This window comes from Desulfofundulus salinus, from assembly GCF_003627965.1.
Classification (GTDB): Bacteria; Bacillota; Desulfotomaculia; order Desulfotomaculales; family Desulfovirgulaceae; genus Desulfofundulus; species Desulfofundulus salinus.
Genome location: NZ_RBWE01000001.1, coordinates 2,156,607 through 2,175,534, shown reverse-complemented (window position 1 = coordinate 2,175,534; position 18,928 = coordinate 2,156,607). Strand labels below are relative to the sequence as shown.

Annotated in this window: 16 protein-coding genes; all 16 read left to right on the top strand. The window is 57.2% G+C overall.

What is annotated here, in order from left to right; translation table 11 throughout:
* Window positions 1-251: 251 nt before the first annotated feature.
* Window positions 252-1,322 carry a uroporphyrinogen decarboxylase/cobalamine-independent methonine synthase family protein gene (locus D7024_RS11140; RefSeq protein WP_121451876.1) on the top strand — a complete coding sequence of 357 codons (1,071 nt, stop codon included), beginning with the start codon at window positions 252-254 and terminating at the stop codon, window positions 1,320-1,322.
* A 2-nt stretch (window positions 1,323-1,324) separates the two neighbouring features.
* Window positions 1,325-2,128, top strand: a complete 804-nt coding sequence (locus D7024_RS11135) for a histidinol-phosphatase HisJ family protein (RefSeq protein WP_121451875.1) — start codon at window positions 1,325-1,327, stop codon at window positions 2,126-2,128.
* A 144-nt stretch (window positions 2,129-2,272) separates the two neighbouring features.
* Window positions 2,273-2,710, top strand: coding sequence for a division/cell wall cluster transcriptional repressor MraZ (mraZ, locus tag D7024_RS11130; RefSeq protein ID WP_121451874.1), 438 nt, complete (start codon window positions 2,273-2,275; stop codon window positions 2,708-2,710).
* 48 nt (window positions 2,711-2,758) lie between these two features.
* Entirely contained in the window at window positions 2,759-3,733 is a 975-nt protein-coding gene (gene rsmH, locus D7024_RS11125; protein WP_121451873.1) for a 16S rRNA (cytosine(1402)-N(4))-methyltransferase RsmH, read from the top strand.
* 3 nt (window positions 3,734-3,736) lie between these two features.
* Entirely contained in the window at window positions 3,737-4,243 is a 507-nt protein-coding gene (gene ftsL, locus D7024_RS11120) for a cell division protein FtsL (RefSeq protein ID WP_121451872.1), read from the top strand.
* A gap of 47 nt (window positions 4,244-4,290) precedes the next feature.
* Complete coding sequence (locus D7024_RS11115; protein WP_121451871.1) at window positions 4,291-6,474, top strand: stage V sporulation protein D; 2,184 nt, start codon at window positions 4,291-4,293, stop codon at window positions 6,472-6,474.
* A gap of 134 nt (window positions 6,475-6,608) precedes the next feature.
* Window positions 6,609-8,093: a UDP-N-acetylmuramoyl-L-alanyl-D-glutamate--2,6-diaminopimelate ligase gene (locus tag D7024_RS11110; RefSeq protein WP_121451870.1), complete on the top strand. Its 1,485-nt coding sequence runs from the start codon at window positions 6,609-6,611 to the stop codon at window positions 8,091-8,093.
* Window positions 8,094-8,098: 5 nt separating this feature from the next.
* Window positions 8,099-9,493 (top strand): UDP-N-acetylmuramoyl-tripeptide--D-alanyl-D-alanine ligase, encoded by a 1,395-nt coding sequence (locus tag D7024_RS11105; RefSeq protein ID WP_341467003.1) that lies wholly within the window; start codon window positions 8,099-8,101, stop codon window positions 9,491-9,493.
* Between the two features lie 97 nt (window positions 9,494-9,590).
* A complete protein-coding gene (gene mraY, locus D7024_RS11100; protein WP_121451868.1) occupies window positions 9,591-10,592 on the top strand; it encodes a phospho-N-acetylmuramoyl-pentapeptide-transferase in 1,002 nt (333 codons plus the stop codon).
* Window positions 10,593-10,636: 44 nt separating this feature from the next.
* Window positions 10,637-12,028, top strand: a complete 1,392-nt coding sequence (gene murD / locus D7024_RS11095) for a UDP-N-acetylmuramoyl-L-alanine--D-glutamate ligase (RefSeq protein ID WP_121451867.1) — start codon at window positions 10,637-10,639, stop codon at window positions 12,026-12,028.
* Window positions 12,029-12,062: 34 nt separating this feature from the next.
* Window positions 12,063-13,172 (top strand): putative lipid II flippase FtsW, encoded by a 1,110-nt coding sequence (gene ftsW / locus D7024_RS11090; RefSeq protein ID WP_121452549.1) that lies wholly within the window; start codon window positions 12,063-12,065, stop codon window positions 13,170-13,172.
* 15 nt (window positions 13,173-13,187) lie between these two features.
* Window positions 13,188-14,297, top strand: a complete 1,110-nt coding sequence (murG, locus tag D7024_RS11085) for an undecaprenyldiphospho-muramoylpentapeptide beta-N-acetylglucosaminyltransferase (RefSeq protein ID WP_121451866.1) — start codon at window positions 13,188-13,190, stop codon at window positions 14,295-14,297.
* Window positions 14,298-14,446: 149 nt separating this feature from the next.
* Complete coding sequence (gene murC / locus D7024_RS11080; protein WP_121451865.1) at window positions 14,447-15,829, top strand: UDP-N-acetylmuramate--L-alanine ligase; 1,383 nt, start codon at window positions 14,447-14,449, stop codon at window positions 15,827-15,829.
* Entirely contained in the window at window positions 15,826-16,737 is a 912-nt protein-coding gene (gene murB, locus D7024_RS11075; RefSeq protein ID WP_121451864.1) for a UDP-N-acetylmuramate dehydrogenase, read from the top strand. Before murC ends, murB begins: the two co-directional genes overlap by 4 nt.
* A 15-nt stretch (window positions 16,738-16,752) precedes the next feature.
* Window positions 16,753-18,006, top strand: coding sequence for a UDP-N-acetylglucosamine 1-carboxyvinyltransferase (murA, locus tag D7024_RS11070; protein ID WP_121451863.1), 1,254 nt, complete (start codon window positions 16,753-16,755; stop codon window positions 18,004-18,006).
* A gap of 198 nt (window positions 18,007-18,204) precedes the next feature.
* The gene (locus tag D7024_RS11065) at window positions 18,205-18,915 is read left to right on the top strand and encodes a cell division protein FtsQ/DivIB (protein WP_165859350.1); all 711 of its coding nucleotides are present in this window, start codon (window positions 18,205-18,207) and stop codon (window positions 18,913-18,915) included.
* Window positions 18,916-18,928 lie beyond the last annotated feature (13 nt).

Genomic DNA, 18,928 nt, shown 5'->3' with positions numbered 1-18,928 from the left:
CTTGGGCATCACCACCATATTCGAGGTACTGTTGGCCAACTGCTATCAATACCCATTCCACGATACAGCAATCGCGCGATTTACCGGTCCCAGTACTGTACCCGCTGTGGAATCAGGCATTGATTTTGTTGGCCTCGGTACCCGTAATGCAGGAACCGGTTCCCAACCATCCGGGTAATCCATATTGTTCCTAAACTGGAATCTGGGGTTGTCCGGTGGTTCTAATACTATGATACGAGGAGGGATTTGTGATGATCTTTTCTCCCGGCGGGTTAGCCACGGGTATTGGCAGCCTGCCCTATACCGATCCAGGAAAGGCCCTACTCCTGATTAGAGAAAATATGCCCGTTATTCCCCACTGGCCCCAGCTGCCCCGGAGGGGCGGTGCCGAGGGCTTTGTGTACCAATTTTTACAGCCCTTAGTCCAGTTTCAGTTGCTGGTGATGGAAAATGACCGGGCTGTCTTTGATGATGAAAACCCCCACTGGCCCGAAGGGCTAACTAATTTTTATACGGCCTATCTGGCAGTGGAAGAAAAAGACCTCACTGCCCTGGAAAACTTTGCCCTGCCCCGCGAGGCAGCGGCAGGTTTTTATGCCTTCATGGAAGAAATGGCAAGGGATATCGGTGAAGCCCTTTATCTCAAGGGCCACCTGGCCGGCCCCCTCACCATTGCCTTTCAGCTAAAGAACCGCCGGGGCCGGGTGGCCTATTACGAAGACCAGCTGCGGGATCTGGTGGTAAAAACCCTTGCTGCCCACGCTTACTGGCAGGCCCGTACCCTCGCCAGGCTTAACCGGACGCCGATAATTTTTGTGGACGAGCCGGCCATCAGCGTCTACGGCCAGTTCACTTACATTACCGTCACCCGGGAAATGATCAAAAACGATCTAAACGCCATTTTCCACTTTATTCACGAGGCGGGCGGGCTGGCCGGGGTGCATTCCTGTGATGCCATTGACTGGTCCATCCTCTGTGAATGTGATCTGGACATTATCAATTTAGATGCCTACAACTTTGGTCCTTCCTTGTTTGTTTACGCCCGGGAATTAAGGGACTTTATTCACAGAGGCGGGATCATAGCGTGGGGCATTGTGCCCACCTCTGAAAAGGCCTTTGATGAAGACGAGGAATCCCTGTTATTACGATGGAAAGAGCTCTTCTCTGGACTGGTACAGCGGGGTATTCCGGCGGAGCTGTTGCACCGCCAGTCCATGATTACCCCTGCCTGCGGCACCGGTCTTTTGGCCCCGGAACTGGCCGAGCACATTTACCGTCTTACCAGGAAGGTGTCGGAGCGGTTTCGTGAGGGGGCGTTTTAATCGTGTTGCCCGACCTGCATCTGCACACCTGCCGGTGCGGTCACGCCAACGGGGATGTGGCGGAGTATATTGCCGTGGCCCGCTCCCGGGGTCTTAAACATATCGGTTTTGCCGATCATGTCCCCATGTACTGGCTGCCCCCCGGCCGGCGGGCTCCGGAACTGGCCATGACCGAAGAGGATCTGCCCGGTTATATTGAGTCGGTCCGGAAGCTTAAGCAGGGCCATTCCGATTTGACCATCTACCTGGGGATAGAGGCCGATTATATACCGGGTTACGAAAACCACCTGTACACACTACTTTCCCGTTATCCTTTTGACTATGTCCTTGGTTCGGTGCACTACCTGGACGGCTGGGGTTTTGATAACCCGGACCTGGTGGAGGAATACACCCGGCGGGATATTGATGAATTATACCGGCAGTACTTTCAACTGGTGCAGCAGGCGGCCCGCGCGGGTCTTTTTGATGCCATCGCCCACCCGGATTTAATCAAAAAGTTTGGTTACCGGGCCCGCATTGATTTGCAGGAGCTTTACGAAGAGACGGCCCGGGCCTTTGCCGAGGGTGGTGTGTGCGTGGAGGTAAATACGGCCGGTTTGCGCGTGCCCGCCGGGGAAATTTACCCCTCTTTGGATTTCCTCAAGCTCTGCCGCCGCTGCCACGTTCCGGTGACCGTGGGCTCTGACGCCCACCAACCCCACCTGGTGGCTTACGGCTGGGACCAGGCCCGGGAATGGTTGCTGGCCGCCGGTTACCGCGAGGTGGTAGTATTCAAGGAACGGCGGCGGGAAGTAATACCTCTTTGATTGTGTTCTTGAAATTAGCCAGATGCTGGCTAATTTTTTTATTTTTTCTTGCGGGTCAGCAGGAATTTACTTCTCCCTGGAGAATTAGGGTGGTGAGATGTGGAGTGAAGTGGAATCAAAGTGGATGATAGTGGGGCATCCGTAATGTTTTTAGGCGAGTACCGGCATACCATTGATGCCAAGGGACGCTTGATTATACCAGCCCGCTTCCGCGAAGGCCTGGGCGAAAAATTCGTTTTGACCAAGGGTCTGGACGGATGCCTTTTCGCCTACCCCCCTCAAGAATGGGCGGAACTGGAAAATAAGATGCGGTCCTTACCCTTGACCAGGGCCGACGCCCGGGCCTTTGTGCGTTTTTTCTTTGCCGGTGCCTGTGAATGCGAGGTAGATAAACAGGGTAGAATACTTATTCCAGGAAACTTAAGGGAATATGCGGGTATCGAAAAGGATGTAGTGGTGATTGGTGTTTCTGCCAGGGTAGAAATCTGGTCCGCCGAGCGGTGGGAGGCCTATAATTCCCAGGCAGCCGGTCAGGTGGAAGAAATTGCGGAAAAAATCGTGGATTTGAATTTGGGAATTTAGGGGCGGGTTTTCACCCGCCCCTACAGTGACAGGTGGGAAAATCAGGGGATGGAGGAAAGGGACTTCACGCATCAACCAGTATTGCTGGAGGAAGTGCTGGCCTGGCTGAACCCGAAAAGCGGGGGCACCTACGTGGATTGCACCGTCGGGGGAGGAGGTCATGGCGCGGCCATCCTCGAGAGTAGTGGACCAGACGGCTGCCTGATCGGGCTGGACCAGGACCCCCATGCCCTGGAAGCGGCCGCCCAGCGCCTGGCCCCTTACAGGGAACGGGTCACCCTGGTACGGGAAAACTTTATCAACCTGCCCCGGGTCCTCGCTGAACTGGGTATTCCGGCCGTAGACGGCATACTCTTTGACCTGGGTGTGAGTTCTCCCCAGCTGGATATTCCCGAACGGGGTTTCAGCTACCACCACGAGGGTCCACTGGATATGCGCATGGACCCAACCATGCACCATACGGCCGCCGACCTGGTCAATAACCTGAAAGAAGAGGAACTGGCCGGAATCATTGCCCGTTATGGCGAGGAACGTTGGGCCAGGAGGATCGCTTCCTTCATTGTGCGGAAAAGACAGCACCAGCCCATAACAACCACCTCTCAGCTGGTGGAAATAATTAAGGAAGCCATACCGGCAAAAAGCAGGCGCAGCGGTCCCCACCCGGCCCGGCGAACCTTTCAGGCTTTAAGAATTGCCGTTAACCGGGAACTGGAGGTTCTGCCGGAAGCTTTGCGTCAGGCGGTAGACCTGCTCTTGCCAGGGGGGCGCATTCTGGTGATCACTTTTCACTCACTGGAGGACCGGATCGTCAAAAAATTATTTCGTCAGCTGGCCAACCCATGCGTATGTCCACCCAGTTTCCCCCGGTGCGTATGCGGTCAAAAGCCTTTGTTGCGGGTACTCACTCCCGGGGGGGTGGTACCCTCGGAAAGGGAGGTAAATTTAAATCCCCGCTCCCGCAGTGCCCGCTTGCGGGTGGCAGAAAAATTAAGGTCGGTTCTAAATGCCACGGGGGGTGAATAAGCTTTGATAGTAGCCAAGGAACAACCTTACCACCAAAGCCCGCCCGGGGAAAGGTATAGCCCTGCGGGTCATCCCCGGCCGCAAGCACGGCCCCGGGAACATCTGGTACTAACGCTGCTGATCCTGCTTGTTTTTGCATTGGGTATCCTGATTTCGATTTTCTATTCCCGGATACTCATTACCGGATATCAGATCACCCGCATGCAAAAGGAGCTGGCCGAGCTGGAAATCGAGACCCGGGGTCTTACCGAAGAGGTGTCCAGGCTATCCTCCCTGGAACGGGTGGAAGCTGTGGCCACCACCCGCCTGGGCATGGTGAAGCCAGACGAGCGCCAGGTGGTACTGGTTAAGGCCGTAAGCGATGCCCAGGATGTCCCCCCGGAACCCAGGCCGGCAGAAAAATCTGGGTCTGATGATACGGAGAGAGGCCGTGTACCCAGGGAGCATCACTGGATCCTGCAGGCCCTGGCCGATCTGGTCATTCACCGTTCCTCCGGACATTCCGGCTAAGGGGCACCTATTTTTTCACGGGTGGGCGCTATCTGGAGGAGAAGGGTATGCGTACCACCAACATCATTATCCGCCGCAGGCTGACCTCTCTTTTCCTTCTGGCCACTGCGGCCCTCGTTATTTTGATAGGCCGCCTGGCCTGGATTCAGTTTATAAGGGCGGATGAATTGCAGCAAAAGGCTCTGGAAGTGCGGATGCGGGATATTCCGGTGGAGGCCAGGCGAGGTAATATTTACGACCGGAACGGGCGTCTACTCGTAACCAGCGTCAGCGCCGAGTCCCTTTATACCATTCCCTATCTCGTAAAGGATCCCCGCCGGGTTGCCGAACAGCTTGCACCTCTCCTGGATATGAAAGTGGAACACCTCTATCAAATCCTCACCCGCAAGTCCTGCTATGAATGGGTTGCCCGTAAATTAGAACCGGGGATAGTGGAGAAAATTAAGCAGCTCAAGTTGCCCGGCCTCTTTTTTGTTGAAGAAAGCGTCAGGCATTACGTGTTTGGCTCCCTGGCGCCCCACGTCCTGGGCTTTACCGGCGTAGACAACCAGGGGCTCATGGGCATAGAGAAGACGTTTGACCGGGAATTACAGGGAACCCCCGGCCGCATTGTGGTAGAACAGGATGCCACCGGGCGGGAGGTTCCCGGAGCGTTGCATAAATATATTTCCCCCCGGCAGGGAAACAGTCTGGTCCTGACACTGGATGAAACCATCCAGCAGTTTGTGGAGCGGGAACTGGACCGGGTGGTGGCCAAATACAACCCCAAACTGGCGGTGATTATCGTCATGGACCCCCGAACCGGGGAAATCCTGGCCATGGGTAATCGCCCCAGCTTTGATTCGAAAAACTGGATGACTGCTCCGCAGGGGGTTTGGGACCGGAATCCAGCCATCTGGTATAACTACGAACCGGGTTCTACCTTTAAAATCATCACCACGGCTGCGGCCGTCAGCGAAGGGGTGGTCAAGCCAGATGACCAGTTCTTCGATCCGGGCTACGTAAAGGTTGCCGACCGCTACATCCGCTGCTGGGCCGACGGAGGCCACGGCAGCCAGACCTTTGAACAGGTGGTGATGAATTCCTGCAACCCCGGATTTGTGGAGGTAGGCCTGCGCCTGGGTAAGGAAAGGTTTTATTCCTATATTAAAAACTTTGGTTTCGGGGACGTTACGGGCATTGACCTGCCGGGGGAGGCTACCGGTATTGTCATTTCCGAAAAGAAGGCTACCAACCTTAACCTGGCCACCATGGCCATCGGTCAATCCATTGCCGTGACGCCAATTCAACTGCTGACTGCCACCTGCGCCGTGGCCAACGGTGGTCTTTTATTGCGCCCGCACCTGGTGAAAGAAATCCGCGACCCCTCGGGCAAAGTAATCAAGACCTTTCAGCCCGAGGTGGTGCGCCGGGTGCTTGACCGGGAAAAGGCCCGCCAGGTTGTGGACCTGCTTCAGGCGGTGGTTATGAAGGGTACTGGTAGAAACGCCTTCATCGACGGCTACCGGGTGGCCGGCAAAACCGGTACCGCCCAGGTGGTAGGTGAAGGGGGCGGTTACGTAAGCGGGAAATACGTGGCTTCCTTTACCGGCTTTGCCCCGGCAGACAACCCGCGGGTTGCCGCCCTGGTTATGGTTGCGGAGCCGCAAGGTGGCATCTATTACGGCAGCCAGGTAGCTGCTCCGGTGTTCCGGGAAGTGGTCCGGGACACCCTGCATTACCTGCAGGTGCCTGAAACGCCTGGCCTCGAAAAACCAAAGGATCCTTTCGTATACTTTGAACAGCCCCGGGTTAAGGTCCGGGTGCCAAACGTGGTCAATTATCCCCTGGAAATGGCCCAGAATATCTTGCGCGAGGCGGGACTGTCCTTTGTGGTCCGGGGGGAGGGAGCTATTGTCCAGGAGCAAACACCAAAAGCGGGAGCCGAGGTGTTAAGTGGTACCTCGGTGGTGCTGGATTTGCAACCCCCCGGAGGTAAATCAAGGGAGGGAACGGTGACCGTTCCCAATCTTACGGGCCTGACCATTACCGAAGTGGCCGCCCTGCTGGCGGGTATGGATCTCCGCCTGGAAGCGGTGGGGATCGGGCAGGCCGCCAGCCAGAACCCCCGGCCGGGGGAAAAAGTCCCCCGGGGTACCACGGTGAGGGTAGAGTTTAAACCCGGATCCGAGCCGTCCCAGGCACCTCCTGCAACTGCCCGGCGGGTGCGGGAATTTGTTGAGAGACCATAGCATTATTTTACGTATAATTAATATAAAGTGGCAATAATACCATAAAAAGGACCAAAGGGCTCTTATTGCATTGTAACAGCAGGGGTGGTAGTATAACCACGGGAAGCCTTTCTGGTAAGGAAGGAGGATTTCGTTTGCTGTTTAGCGAGTTGATCAAGGGGCAAAACTGTTTGGCTGTGGGAGGCAATCAACAGGTACACATATCGGGCATTGCCTACGACTCGCGGCAGGTGCAACCCGGTTTTCTGTTTGTAGCCGTGGAGGGTTTCACCACCGATGGCCATCGTTATGTGGAGCAGGCCGTATCCAGGGGTGCAGTAGCCGTGGTGGTGCAAAAGGAAATCCCCCTTCCTTCCGGTATTGCCTATGTGCGCGTGCCAGACACCCGCTTAGCCCTGGCTTTACTTGCGGCGCGCTTTTATGGCTACCCATCCCGGAGATTAAAATTGATCGGGGTTACCGGGACAAACGGTAAAACCACTACCACCCATTTGCTGGCAGCCATTTACCGGGCTGCGGGAAACAAGGTAGGGCTTATTGGTACCATTGCCAACTGGATTGGTGACCGGGTATTGCCGGTAGCCCACACCACCCCCGAATCCCTGGACCTGCAGAAGTTGCTGGCTGAAATGGTGATTGAGGGGGTTACGGTAGCGGTAATGGAGGTAAGTTCCCATGCCCTGGCTTTAAACCGGGTGGCCGGATGTGCCTTTGATGCCGGGGTATTTACTAATATTACCCAGGACCACCTGGATTTCCACCGGGACATGGACGATTACCTGGCGGCAAAGACGCTGTTGTTCCGGGGGCTGGGGCAGGATGGCAAGCCTGCCCTGGCGGTCATTAACGCCGATGACCCCCGGGCGGGAAGGATCGTGGCCGAAACCAGAGTACCCGTTTTTACCTACGGGCTCACGGCAGAAGCGCAGGTGCGGGCACAGGAGGTTAAAGTTACCCCCAGGGGCGTTTCTTTTACCGTCACCAGCCCCTGGGGTGAAATTCCGGTAAGCTTAAAGTTAACCGGTTATTTCAACGTTTATAACGCCCTGGCCGCCATGACGGCAGCAGTGGCCGGGGGAATTCCCCTGCCGCTGGCGGCTCGGGCACTGGAGTCGGTGGAAGGTGTGCCGGGCCGGTTTGAACTGGTGGACCGGGGGCAGGACTTTACCGTGGTGGTGGACTACGCCCACACCCCCGACGGGCTGGAAAACATCCTCACCACCGCCCGGGCCATAACCCCGGGAAGGTTGATTACCGTATTTGGCTGTGGCGGCGACCGGGATCCCACCAAGCGGCCCATCATGGGGGAAATTGCCGCCCGCCTGAGTGATCTTCCGGTGATTACTTCGGATAACCCCCGTACCGAGGATCCCATGAGAATCATTGCCCAGGTGGAAGAAGGGGTGCGGCGGGTCCGTTCTAACTACCGGGTGGTGCCCGACCGGCGGGAGGCCATTCGTTTTGCCCTGGGGATAGCCGCCCCGGGGGATACGGTCATTATTGCCGGTAAAGGGCATGAGAATTACCAAATTATCGGTACCACTAAATATCCTTTTGATGATCGCATTGAAGCTATCAAAGCGCTGGACGAAATTTTAAGTAGAGGAGAACAACCGTGAAAACGATGACCCTCGACGAAGTAGCGCGGGCCGTAAATGGCAGGCTGTGTCAGGGGGACGCAGGCGTCCGGGTCCGGGCCGTCTCCATCGACAGCCGCAGCCTTGCGGGAGGCGAGCTGTTTTTTGCCCTCCGGGGGCAACGGCATGACGGCCATGATTTTGTACCGCAGGTTCTGGCCGCCGGTGCTGCCGGGGTGGTGGTGGAGCGTATGGTGTCCGGTATAAATCCGGGGGCAGCCGTGATCCAGGTGGACGACACCCTGGAAGCTTTACAACAGCTGGCCCGCTATAACCGGGAGGCTTACCGGGTGCCGGTGATTGGTATTACCGGCAGTTCCGGTAAAACCAGTACCAAGGACCTGGTGGAGGCTGCCCTCTCCCGGCGGTTTAACACCCTGAAAACCACGGGCAACAGGAACAACGAAATTGGTTTACCCCTCACCCTCCTGGAGCTTGATGAGCGCTACCAGGCCGTGGTGGTGGAAATGGCCATGCGGGGACTAGGGGAAATTGCCTTCCTTTGCCGCCTGGCCTTCCCCACGGGAGCGGTAATCACCAATATCGGTGAGGCCCATATAGAGCGCCTGGGGTCGGTGGATAACATTGCCCGGGCCAAGGGAGAAATTCTGGAAGCCATCGGGCCGGAAGGGTTTGCCGTTTTGCACCGGGACAGCCCCTATATCCGGCGGGAGGCGGCCCGTTGCCGGGGGCAGGTGTACTTTTTCGGCATCGGTGGTGAGGCAGATATCCTTGGCCGGGACATTCGTCCCGAAAAGGGCGGTAACCGGTTTCGGGTGAGGGTGCCCGATGGAGAGGAAGTAGAAATTTATTTACCCCTGCCGGGGCGGCACAATGTGGAAAACGCCCTGGCCGCGGTGGGGGTAGCCTGGGCACTGGGGGTGCCGCTGGAAGATATCGCCGCTGGCCTGGCCGGGGCCGTCTTGACGCCCATGCGCCTGGAAATAATTGATTGCCGGGGGCTGAAAATCATTAACGATGCCTATAATGCCAACCCGTCCTCGACCCGGGCCGCCCTGCAGGTGCTGGCTGAAGCGGATGCCAAAGGGCGCCGCATTGCCGTTCTGGGAGACATGCTGGAACTGGGAGAAGAGGCTCAGGACGCTCATCGCCGGGTGGGCGGTGATGCCGCCGGGGTGGTGGATTACCTGATTACGGTGGGCAATCTGGCCCGTTTTCTTGCCGACGGAGCGCTGGCGGCCGGAATGCCCGGCGGGCGCATCTTCCGGTGCGCATCCAACGGCGGGGCCGTAGAAATATTGAAGGATCTGGCCCGACCCGGGGATGTGGTGCTGATTAAGGGTTCCCGGGGCATGCGCATGGAAGGGATTGTGCAGGCCCTGGTTCAGGGACAAAACACCTTTTTGCACCAGGACACATAAGCTGGCAACAGTTGGCTATGGCGGCGCGGAACGACCGGCGCCCGGCATGTACCTCTAACTTCCGAAAAAGGAGGGAATCCGCCGCAGGTGGTACCGGATGGGGACTAATGATTTATGGCTTCTTTTAAGCAAAGCTTTGCTTACTTCTCTGGCCGTCACCCTTCTTTTAGGACCCCTGACCATACCCCTTTTGCGCCGTCTTAAGTTCGGTCAGAGTATCCGCGACGATGGGCCGGCCACTCACCTTTCTAAAGGCGGTACTCCCACCATGGGCGGAATCATGTTCCTGGCCGGAACAACCGTGGCCGGGTTCTGGCTGGCTCACCGTTTTCCGGAGGGCCTTTTGGTGCTGGGGGTTACCCTGGGATTCGGGTTGATTGGTTTTTTAGACGACTACATTAAGGTGGCTTTGAAGAGATCCCTGGGCCTGCGGGCCCGGGAAAAGCTTTTCGGTCAGGTGATCTTAAGTGTGTTGCTCGCCTTGCTGGCTGTTTCTACCTTTGGCCGGGGGACGGATCTGGTAATCCCTTTTAGCGGTTTTTTTGTTCCCGGGGGATTAACCCTGGAGCTGGGAACCTGGGGTTTTCTTTTGTTTGCCGTGCTGGTAGTGGTGGGTACGGCCAACGCGGTGAATCTCACCGATGGCCTGGACGGCCTGGCCGCCGGAGTAACCGTACCGGTGGCCGCGGCTCTTGTGCTTATTGCCCTCTTAATGGATCAGTTGGGGGTTGCCATCATCATGGCCGCCCTGATGGGTGGCTGCCTGGGTTTTCTGGTCTACAATCACCATCCGGCCCGGATATTCATGGGCGACACCGGCTCCCTGGCCCTGGGAGGGGCCCTGGGGGCGGCGGCGGTATTGACCAGGAGCGAGTTATTCCTGCTGGTTATTGGGGGCGTCTATGTACTGGAGGCCCTGTCGGTAATCATCCAGGTCATTTCCTTCCAGCTCTTCGGCCGGAGGGTATTCCGGATGAGCCCCCTGCACCACCACTTTGAGCTGGGTGGCTGGAGTGAACAGCGGGTGGTCTATACCTTCTGGGGGGTTACCCTGGTCCTGGCCCTCCTGGGGCTGGCCGGGCTGTATCAACTGGGTTAGCTTTTTTAAAGGACATTACTTGTTTAAGAAGGAAGGTAAGGGACTTGGCATTTGAAGGACAAAAGGTTCTGGTTATCGGAGCAGGTAAAAGCGGGGTGGCGGTGAGCCGTTTTCTAGCGGGTAAGGGGGCGCGGGTGGTCTTAACCGATCGGAAGGAGGCTGCTTCCTTTGATCCGCCCCTTTCATCCTTCTTGCCGCCGGAGGTGGAGCTGGTGCTTGGCCGCTACCCGGAGGTGGAGGAGGGCAGCTTTGACCTGGTGGTAATCAGCCCAGGGGTACCCCTCACCATTCCGCCGGCAGCCCGGGCCCGGGAGCTGGGTATTCCGGTGACGGGTGAGCTGGAGCTGGCTTACGGCCTGGCCAGGGCACCCATAGTAGCCATTACCGGCACCAACGGTAAAACCACCACCACCAGCCTGGTAGGTCAAATTTTTGCCGACGCCGGGATCAAGACCCTGGTGGCCGGTAATATCGGCCAGCCCCTGATTACGGAAGTGGAAAAATATGGACCAAACGACCTGATTGTTTTGGAGGTCAGCAGCTTTCAACTGGAGACCACGCGGTCTTTCCGTCCCCGGGTGGCCGCCATCTTAAACATAACCCCCGACCACCTGGACCGGCACGGCAATATGGAGGGCTATGTGGCGGCAAAGGCGCGCATTTTTGCCAACCAGGCCGGGGACGATTACACGGTTTTAAATTACGACGATCCCCTGACCAGGGATTTAGCATCCGTATGCCCCGGAAAGGTTATATTTTTCAGCCGGCGGCATAATCTGGAAGATGGGGTAATCGTGCACAACGGCTATATAGCGGTCAGGGAAGGGGAGGCGGTTCATCCCGTTTTACCGGCAAGCGCCCTGCGTATTCCGGGCGCCCACAACCTGGAAAACGCCCTGGCCGCCGTTGCCTGCGCCTGGGTGCTGGGAATCAGGGAAGCGCAGCTGGCCGCTACGCTGCACCACTTCTCCGGCGTCCCCCACCGCCTGGAATTTGTCGTCGAGATCAACGGCGTGAAATATATCAACGATTCCAAGGGCACCAATCCCGAGGCCAGCATAAAAGCCCTGGAGGCCTATGATCAGCCCATCGTTTTACTGGCGGGGGGCAGAAACAAGGGTAACGATTTTACCACCTTTGCCCGCCTGGTAAAGGAGAAAGTAAGGGTGCTGGTGGTGCTGGGAGAGTGTGCCCGGGAAATTGAAGCGGCCGCCAGGGCGGCCGGGGTCGGGGAAATTATCCGGGCCCAGGACTTTCGAGATGCAGTGTTTCAAGCCTACCGGGCAGCCCGACCGGGGGAAGTGGTCCTGCTTTCCCCGGCCTGCGCCAGCTGGGACATGTTCAAAAGTTACGAGGAGCGCGGGGAAATGTTTAAAAAGCTGGTACATGAGCTGATCATACGGGAAATGGCCGGGGGCAGTGAACGGTTTTGCTGAACATTTACCTTACCGGGAAGGTAGGGAGACTCCCATGCGCTTACGCAGGCGGCCACCGGATTTTATCCTCTTCCTTACCGTACTCATGCTTTTAAGCGTGGGCATAGTGATGGTTTTTAGTTCCAGTTACTACTACGCCATGTTTCCGCCCTTTAACAACCCTTTTCATTTTCTGATCCGCCAGTCCATCTGGGCCATCATCGGCCTCACGGCTATGTTTGTAATGATAAATTATGACTACTGGCATTTGAAAAGGTGGGCGGGAGCGCTTTTGGTCCTGGCCTTTGCCCTGCTGATTGCTGTACTTATTCCGGGGGTTGGCGTTTCCAAGCTGGGAGCCCAGCGCTGGTTGAACCTGGGTCCCTTGAGTTTTCAGCCTTCGGAGTTTGCCAAGCTTTGCCTGGTGGTCTTCACTGCCTACGGCCTTTCCCGGCGGCCCGAACGGATTACCAATTTTCGCCGGGGAATGTTGCCGTACCTGGTGATAATGGGTTTGGCGGCGGGGCTGATTCTCATGCAGCCGGACCTGGGTACGGCCGTTACCCTGGCCGGTACCATCGTGTTGATGCTTTTTGCGGCCGGTGCTTCCCTGGTGCACCTGGGCGCCCTGGGTTTTTTGGGAACGGGAGCCCTGGCCCTGGCCATCTGGATGGAGCCTTACCGCCTGAGGAGATTCTTAGCCTTTCTGGATCCGGAGAAGGACCCCTCGGGCTCGGGGTGGCATATTTTGAATTCCCTCATGTCCCTTGGTTCCGGTGGCCTTTTGGGCACCGGCCTGGGGCAGGGTCGCCATTCCAAGTTCCTTTACCTCCCCGAGAGACAGACGGACTTTATCTTTGCCGTGATCGGAGAAGAGCTGGGTTTTATCGGCGCCTGCCTGGTTATCCTATTGTTCATTTTGTTCATCTGGCGGGGATTGAAGGTGGCCATTACCTCTCCCGATCCCTTTGGCAGCCTGCTTGCCGCCGGGATTGTTTCCGGCGTGGGTATCCAGGCAATCATTAATATCGGCGTGGTCACCAGCTCCCTGCCGGTAACCGGCATTACCCTGCCCTTTATCAGCTTTGGGGGAACATCCCTGGTGTTCACCCTGCTGGGGGTAGGGGTATTGCTGAACATATCCCGCTACAGTGCTCCCAAATGACGGGAGGTGGAGCATTTGCATTTTGTGGTAACCGGGGGTGGTACGGGAGGGCATATTTACCCCGCCCTGGCCATTGCCCGGGGACTGTTGGCCAAATACCCTGAAGCCCAGGTGCTTTACATCGGCCGGGCCGGTGGTCTGGAGGCCGACCTGGTGCCGAAAGCAAATCTGCCCTTTCGTTCCATCCCGGTAACCGGTTTAAAGCGCAGCCTGTCCCCGCGGAACCTGCTGGTGTTCTGGCAGGCAGCCCGGGGGGTTCTTTTGGCCCGGCAGATTCTGGCCGATTTCAAGCCGCGGGTGGTAGTAGGTACCGGGGGGTATGTGTGCGGGCCGGTGGTTCTGGCCGCCGTTCTGCTGGGTATTCCCACCCTGATCCACGAGCAAAATGCCCTGCCCGGTTTGACCAACCGGCTGCTGTCCCGTTTTGTCAGCCAGGTGGCGTTAACCTTTGACGACGCCCGGAAATATTTTCCCCGTAAAGCCCGGGTTAAAGTTACCGGGCTACCGGTGCGTCCGGAGGTGCTGGCCTGGCGGCGGGACGAGGCCAGGCGGGCCATGGGTATCCCTGAAGATGCCCGGCTCGTCCTCTCCTTTGGGGGTAGTCAAGGGGCCAGGGCGATCAACCTGGCCATGATCGAGGTTTTAAAGCAGTTTGGGGACCGGAATGGGGTATACTTCCTCCATGTAACCGGTCCCGGCCAATATGAGGAGTTTTGCGCCCGAGCCAGGGAGGCGGGTTTAAGTATATCCGAAAATGGCAATATTATCCTTGTACCTTATCTTGACGAAATGCCCCGGGCACTGGCGGCGACCGACCTTGCCATCTGTCGTGCCGGGGCAGCCACCCTGGCAGAGTTGACGGTGGTAGGGTTGCCGGCCATCCTCATTCCCTACCCCTATGCTACCGGGAATCACCAGGAATACAATGCCCGTTCCCTGGAGAAAGAAGGTGCCGCTCTGGTCATCCGGGATCGGGAGTTAACGGGGCCTTTGCTGGCTGAAAAGCTGGCCCGGCTTCTGGCGCAGCCGGCAAAACTGAAGGCGATGGCCGGGGCCAGCCGCCGCCTGGGACGTTCCCAGGCCCTGGATGAAATACTTGAGCTAATAGACAACCTGGCCCGGTAAAAACGGTGGCTACTGCCCTTCGTGAACCAGGTAGCACGGCCGGACAAGCCCGGGAATGGCACACCTTTTTTAGACCGGGCATAGTATATGGTGTATCGCGAAGCCGTCACGTTTGCCAGGAGCTGTAACCGGGAAAGGAGTTGAAGTCCTTGCAGGTAATACCCCGGCGGGTACATTTTATCGGTATTGGCGGGGCTGGTATGAGTGGCCTGGCCAGCATTCTTTTGGATCTGGGTTATAAGATTAGCGGTTCGGATCTTTCCTCCACTGATACCACCCGCAGGCTGGAGTCCCGGGGGGCCGTCTGCCACGTGGGGCACGCCCCCCAGAACCTGGATGCTGCGCAGCTGGTGGTGATTTCCTCGGCGATTAAACCGGATAACGCCGAATTGCTGGCAGCCCGGGAAAAGGGCATCCCGGTGATGCATCGTGGGGATCTGCTGGCCTGGTTGATGCAGCGGCAAAAGGGTATTGCCGTTGCCGGGGCACATGGCAAAACCACCACCACCTCCATGCTGGCCCTGGTACTGGAAAGGAGCGGACTTGACCCGACCATTGTCATCGGAGGTGAATTGAACGATATTGGCGGAAACGCCAAGCTGGGTCGGGGGGAATATCTGGTAGCTGAAGCCGATGAAAGTGACGGGTCCTTTTTAAAGTTGAGTCCGCTGGCAGTGATCGTGACCAATATTGAAGATGATCACCTGGACCATTACGGTTCGGTGGCGGAAATTAAAAAGGCTTTCCGGCAGTTTATGGGCAAAGTGCCGGAACACGGGCTGGTCATTGCCTGTACCGACGATCCCAATGTACGGGAAGTGTTGCAGGATTTAGACCGACCGGTGGTCACCTACGGCATCGAGAGTTCCGGTGCCGACTATGTGCTCCGCCATTTATCCCTGGACGGTGAACGTTCCCGCGGTGAAGTGTATTATCATGATCAGCACCTGGGCACCCTGGAACTTTCCGTCCTTGGGAAACATAATATGTTAAACGCCCTGGCCGTAGTGACTGCAGCCCGCTGGATCGGTCTTGATTTTCAGCTCATCGCTCAGATACTCAAAGAGTTCCGGGGGGCCAGGAGAAGGTTTGAACTGCTGGGTGAAGTGGGGAATGTGCGGGTGGTGGATGACTATGCCCACCATCCCAGTGAAATAAAGGCTACCTTGCAGGCGGCCCGCCAGACGGAGCCAAAGCGCCTGATCGTCGTCTTTCAGCCTCATCGCTACACCCGGACGGCCTTATTAAAGGAACAGTTTGGGGAGGCCTTTGGCGAAGCCGATCTGGTTATAGTCAATGAGATCTACAGTGCCGGGGAGCAACCCATAGAAGGGGTCAACGCCCAGCTGATTGTCCAGGCCATTAAAAACCATGGCCGCCCACCAGTGGTTTATCTGCCGACCAGGGAACAAATAGTCAATTACCTGGCTGCCATTGCCCTGCCCGGCGATTTGATTTTAACCATGGGTGCGGGAAATGTCTGGCTCTGTGGTATTGAACTGGTAAAAAGGTTAAGGGAGAAAACAGCATGAATTTGCCGGCCGGTTTTAAAGAATTAAATGCCCTGTTACCCGGACAGGTGAAGGCCAATGAGCCCATGGCCCGCCATACCACCTGGCGTATCGGTGGCCCGGCAGATATTTTTGTGGAACCGGCGGGAGTGAAGGAACTGGCCCGGCTGGTTACCTGGGTACACGGCCGTGGCCTCCCCCTTTATTTTATTGGCAACGGTTCCAACCTTCTGGTAAAGGATGGTGGCATCCGCGGCATAGTTGTGAAAATTGGCCGTGCCTTCGGTCAGGTCCAGGTACGAAAAACAACCTTGATCGCAGGGGCCGGGACAATGCTGGGTGTGCTGGCGTCCGTAGCCCAGAAGAGCGGCGTGGGCGGTTTGGAATTTGCCACCGGCATTCCCGGAACGGTAGGCGGGGCGGTGGTAATGAATGCCGGCGCCAACGGTTCATCCATGGCCGACCTGGTGCAGGAAGTTATAGTTATGGATTCATCCGGTGAGCTGGAACGCCGGAACGCCGGCGAGTTGGGTTTTGGTTACCGCACCAGCAATTTGCTGGGCAGTTCGCTGGTGGTGCTGGAGGTGACCTGCCGGGGCGTGGCCCGGGACGCCGACCTGATCCGGGCCGATATGGAGCAGTATCTCGCCCGCCGCCGGGCTTCCCAGCCCCTGTCCTACCCCAGTGCCGGCAGCGTCTTTAAAAATCCTCCCGGCAAAACGGCCGGCTGGTTAATTGAACAGGCCGGGTGCAAGGGTATGCGCCAGGGTGATGCCCAGGTATCTTTGGTCCACGCCAATTTCATTGTCAATTTGGGGAGGGCTACCGCCCGGGATGTGCAAATCCTGATCCACCGGGTACAGCAACTGGTTCACGAGCGCTTCGGGATAACTCTAACTCTGGAGGTACAGGTTCTCGGTGAGGATTGAGGCGGGGGTGACAGCATGGTCAGGTTTTTCATTACGGGCGGTAATCCCCTGCGGGGCACCGTGCGGGCCAGCGGCAGCAAGAACGCTACCCTACCGATCCTGGCCGCCTGTCTCTTGCACGGGACACCCAACGTAATCCAGCAGGTGCCGGCGTTAAAGGACGTAGCGACCATGTGCGATGTCCTGGAATACCTGGGTGCCCGGGTGAACAGGGAAGGGGATTCCATCAGGGTTGACGCCACCCATATACAATCCCTGGAGGTAGGGGAAGATTTAATGCGCCGGATGCGGGCGTCCAACCTGGTGCTGGGGCCTCTTTTGGGGCGCTTTCGCCGGGTGAAAATCTCTTATCCAGGAGGCTGCAACATCGGTTCCCGGCCTATGAACCTCCACCTGAAGGGGCTCAAGGCCCTGGGGGCCAGGATTGAGGAAAAATTTGGCTATATTACCGTGGAAGCTGATAAACTGGTGGGCGCCGAAATCCACCTGGATGTTCCCAGTGTGGGCGCCACCGAAAACATTATGATGGCTGCCGTGCTGGCCAGGGGCACCACCATCATCCGCAATGCTGCCAGGGAGCCGGAGATTGTGGACCTGCAGAACTTTTTGAACCGGATGGGAGCGCGCATTAAGGGCGCGGGTACGGATGTGATCCGCGTCGAAGGGGTCAAACACCTCTATTCGGTGGAACACGCGGTGATTCCCGATCGCATTGAAGCGGGCACCCACCTGGTAGCCGCCGCCATTACTGGCGGAGATGTCACGGTAACCAACGTCATTCCCGAACACGTGGAGCCCGTGCTGGCCAAGTTGAAGGAAATGGGCTTCCTGGTGGAGACGGGCGATGAATATGTGCGGTTGGTGGCCCAGGGGCGGCCGCGGGCAGTAGATATCAAAACGTTGCCCCATCCAGGCTTTCCCACCGATATGCAGCCCCAGATGATGGCCCTGGCCTGCCTGGCCGAAGGAACCAGCGTAATTACCGAAACCGTTTTTGAAAACCGTTTTAAGCATGTGAGCGAACTGCGGCGGATGGGTGCCGACATCAAGGTGGAGGGGCAGACGGCCATCGTCAAGGGGGTAGAAAGGCTCACCGGGGCACCGGTGATGGCCACGGATCTGCGGGCGGGCGCCGCCCTGGTCCTGGCGGCCCTGGTTGCAGAAAACGGTACGGTGGTTGAAGGTGTGGAGCATATCGACCGGGGCTACGAAAGACTGGAACAAAAATATGCCGCCCTGGGGGCCAGAATTGTGAGAGTATCCATTTGATATGGTTCTTTTTTAGTTTTTGGGTGGACAAGTTTTTCCGGTTGCTATAATATTTTGGTATAATAATCCGGGAACGGGAAAACCGGGTATTAATCGCTTATTTGGGCCAGCCGGCGGGCTGGCCGCATACAAGGGATGCCAGGTATCCGCGGGCATCAATTCTGCCGGTTCCAGGACAAAATATTAGGAGTGGTGAGGTTGGGCATACCGCGGCATACCGGAAAATATCTTGCCGAAAGGATTTTATTTGCCTTTGTGGTCCTGCTGGCCGCCTTTATCCTCCTGGGTTCGCCCCTGTTCGAGGTACGCCAGATTGAAGTTACCGGCAACAGCTCGCTGCCGGATAAAAAAATTGTGGAGCTTTCCGGGATCACCGCCGGCACAAATATTTTCAAGGTTAATTTAAAAGAGTCTGAAGTCCGGATCCGCACCGTGCCGCTCATCAAAGATGTCCACCTAGCCCGCGAGTTCCCGTCCCGTATAGTGATTGCGGTAGAGGAAAGACAAGCGGTGGCCTTGCTTCCCGTCAAAGACGGTTTCATGCAGGTGGACCGGGAAGGGGTATGCCTGCAGGAAAGCGGGGTGGCCGGTTCCCTGCCGGTGGTAACGGGGGCGGTTGTTCCCACCCCTGTCCCGGGGCAGGTGATCCGGGATGCGAAACTGGGTACCGCCCTGCAGGTGATCAATCAGTTGCCCGGGTCACTGCTCAAGAAACTTTCCGAAATACACGTTAATGGTCAGGGTCAGGTGGTGCTGTATACCCTTGACGGGGTGGAATGCCGCCTGGGTGCTCCTGTGGATATCAACAGAAAGGCCAGTGTGCTCCTGCAGGTTCTGGAGCAGATACGCGGTCAGAAAATAGCTTATGTAGATCTCACCGGTGTTCCAGTAGTCAAATATGCCAGATAAAATTGGGGGGCAT

Bases quoted from the DNA above. Each gene is read 5' to 3' on its own strand.
- D7024_RS11105 (WP_341467003.1), top strand. From the start codon at position 8,099: ATGACCCTCGACGAAGTAGCGCGGGCCGTAAATGGCAGGCTGTGTCAG.
- mraZ (WP_121451874.1), top strand. From the start codon at position 2,273: ATGTTTTTAGGCGAGTACCGGCATACCATTGATGCCAAGGGACGCTTG.
- D7024_RS11115 (WP_121451871.1), top strand. From the start codon at position 4,291: ATGCGTACCACCAACATCATTATCCGCCGCAGGCTGACCTCTCTTTTC.
- murA (WP_121451863.1), top strand. From the start codon at position 16,753: ATGGTCAGGTTTTTCATTACGGGCGGTAATCCCCTGCGGGGCACCGTG.
- murB (WP_121451864.1), top strand. From the start codon at position 15,826: ATGAATTTGCCGGCCGGTTTTAAAGAATTAAATGCCCTGTTACCCGGA.
- D7024_RS11140 (WP_121451876.1), top strand. From the start codon at position 252: ATGATCTTTTCTCCCGGCGGGTTAGCCACGGGTATTGGCAGCCTGCCC.
- rsmH (WP_121451873.1), top strand. From the start codon at position 2,759: ATGGAGGAAAGGGACTTCACGCATCAACCAGTATTGCTGGAGGAAGTG.
- ftsW (WP_121452549.1), top strand. From the start codon at position 12,063: ATGCGCTTACGCAGGCGGCCACCGGATTTTATCCTCTTCCTTACCGTA.
- mraY (WP_121451868.1), top strand. From the start codon at position 9,591: ATGGGGACTAATGATTTATGGCTTCTTTTAAGCAAAGCTTTGCTTACT.